General features: G+C 72.0%; 5 protein-coding genes. 4 read left to right on the top strand and 1 reads right to left on the bottom strand.

Annotated elements, in window-relative coordinates:
* Positions 1 to 388 (bottom strand): anhydro-N-acetylmuramic acid kinase (locus H5J30_RS13050; RefSeq protein ID WP_181787599.1); only part of this gene is annotated, 388 nt, incomplete at its 3' end.
* A gap of 299 nt (positions 389 to 687) precedes the next feature.
* Here H5J30_RS13050 and H5J30_RS13055 point away from each other — a divergent pair.
* The 4 genes from H5J30_RS13055 to H5J30_RS13070 all read left to right on the top strand — a co-directional run.
* Entirely contained in the window at positions 688 to 2,037 is a 1,350-nt protein-coding gene (locus H5J30_RS13055; RefSeq protein ID WP_181787600.1) for an ABC transporter substrate-binding protein, read from the top strand.
* Positions 2,034 to 3,002: a carbohydrate ABC transporter permease gene (locus tag H5J30_RS13060; protein ID WP_181787601.1), complete on the top strand. Its 969-nt coding sequence runs from the start codon at positions 2,034 to 2,036 to the stop codon at positions 3,000 to 3,002. The genes H5J30_RS13055 and H5J30_RS13060 overlap by 4 nt, the downstream gene beginning before the upstream one ends.
* A 14-nt stretch (positions 3,003 to 3,016) precedes the next feature.
* The gene (locus H5J30_RS13065) at positions 3,017 to 3,829 is read left to right on the top strand and encodes a carbohydrate ABC transporter permease (RefSeq protein WP_181787602.1); all 813 of its coding nucleotides are present in this window, start codon (positions 3,017 to 3,019) and stop codon (positions 3,827 to 3,829) included.
* 115 nt (positions 3,830 to 3,944) lie between these two features.
* Positions 3,945 to 6,778: glycoside hydrolase family 38 N-terminal domain-containing protein (locus H5J30_RS13070; RefSeq protein WP_181787603.1), on the top strand; the 2,834-nt coding region annotated here is incomplete at its 3' end.

Here is a 6,778-nt window from a genome sequence, read left to right on the forward strand (position 1 = left end):
TCCAGGCGGCGCCGCCGAGCTGGAGGGTGCCGCGGGCCTGCCTGCCCTCGACCCAGTGGTAGACGGTCTGCCCGTGCGAGACGACGAGGTCGGCGCGCCCGCCCTCCGCGGCGTCGACCGCGTCGGCGGCCACCCGGCCGAAGAACCGGCCGAGTTCGGTGTCGAGCCGGCAGACCTCCGCCATCGTCGTACGCGCCGGGGGGAGGCAGGCGGCGACGGCGCGGCGCAGCTCGTCGGGGAAGGGGGCGCTGTGCAGGCCGCGGGGGTGCAGGAGGAGTTCGTCGCCGGCCAGGCGCAGATCGCAGACGGCGGCGTCCACGGCGTCGTACGAGGTGCCGCTGAGCAGGCCGACGACGGTGAGCGCGGGGGCGGGGTGCGGGTGGGTCATCGGGCCATTGTCGTCGGCGCGTTCGCCGGGGTGCCGGCGGCGCGGGCTGGGTGGCGTCGAGGTCGCAGGCCCGGCGGCCGGGTGCCGTCCTTGCGCAGAGGCGCGGCGGCGGGCCTGCGACCCCGCTGGGCCAGAACTATACATTTCGGGCATTCTGCCGCAAGGCAAAGCGCGGCCCGAGTTGTCGGGCCAGCTTCTGAAATTTCGTTGCGAGGCCATTGACGTCGGCGGTTGTCGGCCGTCAAGCTCTGTCCACCGCGTGTTAACGATAACACGAGTGTGACCCAGGGAGCCGCCCGATGTCAGGTCGTCATCCGCCGATCCCCCCACCAACCGCCGACCCCAGCACGACCACCCCCCTCCGCACCCGCTTCGACCGCCGTACCCTCCTCCGCGCCTCCGCGGCCGGCGCGGTCGCCACCGCCGCCGGCGGCCTGGCCACCGCCTGCGGCAGCGCCGCGGGCCAGGGGCCGGGGAAAGTCGCCATCCACGGCGACAACGCCACCTGGGAGGCCCCGCTGCAGGCCGCCGGGAAGGCGCTCCAGTCCACCGCCGGCCTGCAGCTCGTACCCGAGGTCATCCCCTCCCTTGAGTCCTTCGAGCAGATCGTCAAGTCCTCGCTCCGCACGAACAAGACCCCCGACCTGCTCAAGTACTGGTCCGGCTACCGGCTGCGCGACCTCGCGCGCACCGGCGGCATCGAGGACCTGTCCGAGCAGTGGGAGTCCGCCGAGTCCCGGGGCTGGGTCGACCCCTCGCTGCGCGAGGCGTTCACCTACGGCGGCCGCGTCTACGGGCTGCCGATGAACCTCGCCTACTGGGTGATCTTCTACAACCCCGAGGTCTTCGCAGAGCACCGCCTCAAGAAGCCCGAGACCTGGGACGACTTCCTCACCGCCTGCACCCGGCTGAAGGACAACGGCATCACCCCGCTGCACGGCACCACGGCCGGCCGCTGGCCCGCGTTCATCTGGTTCCAGGAGATCCTGAGCCGTCAGGACCCGCAGTTCTACGACGACCTGATGAACGGGCGCGAGCGCTACACCGACCCGCGCGCCGAACGCGCGCTGCGCACGATCGCCGGCTTCTTCGACAAGAACTGGTTCACGAGCATGGACGTGGACCACAACGCCGCCGCCGCCGCGGTCGTCCACGGCGACATCGGGATGGTCGCCTGCGGCACCTGGCTGGGCGGCGTCTTCGCCGGCGCCGGCGCCAAGCCCGGCAAGACCGTCGACGCCTTCGTGCTGCCCATGGCCGACCCGGCTGCGCGCCCCTGCGTGATCTTCGAGTCCAGCGCCTTCGCCGTCACGGTCAAGGGCCCGGACAAGGAGGAGGCGTTGAAAGCCGCCGGCGGCTGGCTGCACCCCGAGGTCGCCACCGCCTTCGCGCACGGCCTCTCCGACGGCAGCCCCAACCCGAAGGTCACGCCCGCCAACGCGGTCATCGAAGGCGTCACCCGCCAGTCGAAGGACCTGTGGCTGCTCAACCGCTTCTGGGAGCAGGGCCCGCCCGAACTCGTCGAGTCCACCGTGGACGACCTCGCGGGCATGCTCATCGAACCGCACTCGTACCGCGGCGGGCTGCGGACCATGCAGGAGCGCGCCGACGAGGCGTGGAAGGTGTGGCGGGAGGCGGAGAAGTCATGACCGACACCCTCGGCACGACGGACGCCGCCGGGCCCGTGCGCGTACGCCGCCGCATACCCGTCCGCAGCCCGCACCAGGCCGCGAAGACGACGTCCACCAGCCGCCTGGGCGGCCCGTTCGCCGGCGTCCCCTGGGCGCTGCCCGCGCTCGCCCTCGTCGGCGTCCTGCTCGTCTACCCCTTCCTCCGCAGCATCTACGGCAGCTTCTTCGAGGACAACGGCTTCTCCAGCAGCTTCACCGGCATCGACAACTACACGCGGCTCGCCGAGGACCCGATCTTCGGCCGCTCGCTGCTCAACACCTTCATGTGGGTCGCCGGCACCCTGCTGCTGCCCGTCGTCGCCGGCCTCGCCATCGCGGTGGCCACCCACCGGATGCGCCGCTTCGGCGGACTCGCCCAACTCGTCATCGTGCTGCCGTTCGCGATCTCCGGCGCCGCCACCGCCTCGCTGTGGCGCTTCATGCTCACCACCGACGGCGCGGTCAACCAGGTGCTGCGCGGCGTCGGCCTCGACTCCTGGGCGCAGGGCTGGCTGCTGGAGTGGCCGCAGAACACCATCTCGATGATCGTCGCCAGCACCTGGCAGGCCACCGGGCTGAACGTCGTCCTCTTCGCCATCGGCCTGCGCGCCATCCCGCGCGAGACGATCGAGGCCGCCGAACTCGACGGCGCCACCGGCTGGCGGATGTTCCGCCACATCACCCTGCCGCAGCTGCGCGCCGTGACGGTCGTGGTCGTCGGCATGGCCATCGTCAACAGCCTCAAGGCGTTCGACATGATCTGGGTCCTCACCCAGGGCGGTCCCTCGCGCAGCTCCGAGACGCTTGCGCTGACCATGTACCGCGAGGCGTTCCGCCTCTTCCACGTCGGGTACGGATCCGCCGTCGCGCTCGTGCTCTCCGTGATCGTCGTCGCTTCCTCGTGGCTCTACCTCCGCCGCCAGATGCCCGGTGCCAAGGACTGAGAGGAGACACCGACATGGGACGCCACATGCGCAACCTCTTCGTCGCCGGCTGCGTGCTGCTCTGGCTGCTGCCGCTCTACATCCTGATCGTCAACGCGCTGACACCGCCCGAGGAGTTCACCGGCTCGGTCGACTGGACCCCGCAGGGCTTCGCCTTCTTCGACAACGTCCGAGCCGCGTGGACCGACGCCGGCATCGGCGACGGCTTCGCCAGCTCCATGCTGTACGCCGTGGTGTGCGGCGGCGTGGCCGTGGTGGTCGCGGCGATGGCCGCGTTCGCCGTGATCGTGCTGCCGATACCCAGGCCCGCCCTGTGGTTCTGGGTGATCTTCTCCGGGACGCTGTTCCCGCTGCAGATGTTCCTGGCCCCGCTGTTCGGCATGTACGCCGACGCCAACCTCTACGACACCCGCCTGGGCCTGATGCTCGTCTACGCCGCCTGGGCCATCCCCTTCGCGTTCTTCCTCATCCGCAACCAGATGACGACGATGCCGCCGGAGATCACCGAGGCCGCGATGCTCGACGGGGCGTCCATGCGCCGCATCTTCTGGCGCATCCACGTGCCGCTGATGCGCTCGGGGCTCGGCGCCGCGTTCATCTTCCAGTTCACCGCCGTCTGGAACGACCTGCTCTTCGGCATCACGCTCAGCCGCAGTCCCGAGATCCAGCCGGTGATGGCCGCACTCAACTCCCTCACCCAGGCGTACAGCACCGCCGGGCCCCCGGTGGTCCTCGCGGGCGCGTTCATCGTCTCGCTGCCCACGCTGCTGGTCTTCCTGGTGTTCCGCGGCCTGTTCCTGCGCGGCATCACCGCGTCCGCCCGCTGACCCGCCCGACCGCCCGACCGCCCGCCGACCCCATCCGCCCGCCGACCCCTGCCCGGCCCACGAACCCGCCCGCTTCACCGCCCGCACCACCGCGGGAGAGTACGGAGACCACCGCATGACCACTCGGGCCCTCGTCAAGACCACCGACTGGGACAACGACCGCATCCGCGACAGCCTGCGCAGCAGCGTCGTCACCGCCGAGGGCAGCCTCGCCGGCACCGCCCTGCGCCTGACCCAGGAACCGCTGCTCAAGCACGCCGAGGGCGGCGGGCTGCTGCAGAGCCTGCGCGTCGAGGCCACCGGCGGCGCCCTGCCCGCCGGCCTCGCCGCCGATCTCGCCGTACGCACCGAATCCGGCACGGCGCTGCCCGCCGTGCCGGAACCGGGCCCCGGCGGGTCCGTACGCCTGCTGCTGCCCGCCGTCGACACCGCCACCCGCGTCACCGTCGGCCTGGCTGCCGATGGCGATGCAGATGGCGGTGCCGACGCCGGTATCGGGCTGACCCTCACCCCGCAGCGGCAGTGGACCCTCCACCTCGTCCACCACTCCCACCTCGACATCGGCTACACCGACCCCCAGGGCCGCGTGCTGGCCGAGCACCTCTCGTTCCTCGACTCCTGCCTGGAGCTGACCCGCGCCACCGACGACTGGCCGGCCGAGTCCCGGTTCCGCTGGTGCGTGGAGTCCCTGTGGTCGTTCCGGCAGTGGGCCGACGCCCGGCCCGCCGAGCAGGTCGACGAGTTCGTCCGGCGGGTACGCGAGGGCCGTATCGAGCTGACCGCCATGCCCTTCAACCTGCACACCGAGACCTGCTCCACCGACGAACTGCACGAACTGCTCCGGCTGGCCCACGAGGTGCGCGACGAGCACGGCGTGGAGTTCACCTCCGCGATGCAGACCGACGTGCCCGGCGCCGTCGTCGGCCTCGTCGACGCGCTCGCCGCCGCGGGCGTCACGTACCTGTCCGTGGCGCACAACTGGGCCGGCCGGTCCGTGCCCCACCTCGTCGGCGGCGAGAAGCTGCCCCGGCTCTTCCGCTGGCGCGCGCCCAGCGGCAACAGCATCCTCGTCTGGGTCACCGACACCCCGCACGGCCTGGCCTACATGGAGGGCCCGCTGCTCGGCTTCGACACCGACTACTCAAGCGTCGACGACCTGCTGCCCGCGTATCTGACGTCGCTGGCCAGCAACCCGTACCCGTACCGCGGCGGCATCTTCGGCTGGGCCATGGACCAGGCCGACGTCAAGCGCGAGCCGTACCCGTGGGACATCCTGCACCTGCGCGTCCAGGGCAAGTTCGGCGACAACGCGCCGCCCCGGCGGATCATCGCCGACACCGTCCGCCGCTGGAACGAGACCTGGGCCTACCCGCAGCTCAGGCTCTCCCGCAACGAGGACTTCTTCACCGACGCCGAGGCCCGCCTCGGCGACGAGATCCGCACCTTCGAGGGCGACTGGACCGACTGGTGGGTCGACGGCGTCGGCTCCGGGGCCCGCCCGCTGTCCCTGGCCCGCACCGCGCAGGCCACCGTCGCCGACGCCCAGACCCTCGGCACCTTCGCCGGCATCCTCGGCGCCGCCGGCGCCGCCGACGACAGCCGGGACTCGGCCCCCGTCTACGAGGCGGTGTCCCTCTTCGACGAGCACACCTGGGGCGCCGGCGACCCCTGGACCCACGGCGACCACGGCGGCCACAGCGGCGAGGAGCAGTGGCACTGGAAGTACGGGCAGGCGCTGCGCGCGTACGACGACGGCAACTCCCTGCTCGACCGGGCCCGCGCCCGCCTCGGCCAGCGCCTCGCGAGCGCGCCGGACGCCGTGTCGTACCACGTCGTCAACACCTGCTCCTGGGCCCGCACGGACGTCGTGCGGATCTTCCTGCCGGAGAGCAGCGTGCCGCTGGAGCAGCGCGTCGCCGTCCGCGACGCCCGCACCGGCGAGCGGCTGCGGCACGAGGAGGAGGCACAGGTCAACGACGACCACCGGGACGCCGGCCGGTTCCTTCTGGTCTGCGTCGCCGACGTGCCGGCCGCCGGCTCCGTACGCCTCGACGTCGTCTCCGACGGCGCCGGCGACGGCGCGGCCGACGGCGAAGGCGCCGTCCTGAAGGCCGCCACCGGCTGGAACCCCACCGGCGGCACCGAACAGGAGGACCCCGCAGAGACCGCCGCCGCCGCGCACGCGCAGGCCGACCCCACGCTGCTGGAGAACGAGCACCTCGCCGTGCGCGTCGACCTCGCCCGCGCCTGCATCGCCTCCGTCGTCGACAAGGCCACCGGCCGCGAACTCGTCCGCGCGGACGCCGTCGCCGGCTTCAACGCCTACATCCACGACAGCTACACCACCGCCGGCGGCTTCAACCACAACTCCAGCCGCACCACCGGCTCCGAGCGCCTGGAGCACCTCGGCAACCGCTCCGTCGCCCCGCCCGCCGCGCTCATCGCGCGCAAGTCCACCGCCACCGGCGAGACCCTCACCTACGAGACCCGCCCCGCCGGCGCCAACCGGGTGCGTACGACACTCACGCTGCCGCACGGCGCCGCCCGCCTCGACATCGACAACCGCGTCGACAAGGACGCCACCCTCGGCAAGGAGAGCGCCTACTTCGCGTTCCCCTTCGCCTTCGAGACGCCCACCGTGCGCATGGAGGCCACCGGCGGCGCCACCGGCACCGGACTGTCCGTCATCCCCGGCTCCGCGCAGCACATGCAGGCCGTACGCCGCTGGGTGACGCTCGCCGAGGACGGGCTCGCGGTCGCCTGGGCCACCCAGGACGCGCCGCTGGTACAGTTCGGCAACATCGCGCTGCCGTACGCGCCGTTCCCCAAGACGATGGGCCACGACGAGCCCGCCACCGTCTTCTCCTGGATCCACAACAACCTGTGGGACACCAACTTCCCCAGCGAGCAGGGCTTCGAGTTCACCTTCCGCTACAGCCTGGCCTGCGG

The organism is Streptomyces phytophilus, from assembly GCF_013870535.1.
In the GTDB taxonomy this organism is placed as follows: Bacteria; Actinomycetota; Actinomycetes; order Streptomycetales; family Streptomycetaceae; genus Streptomyces; species Streptomyces phytophilus.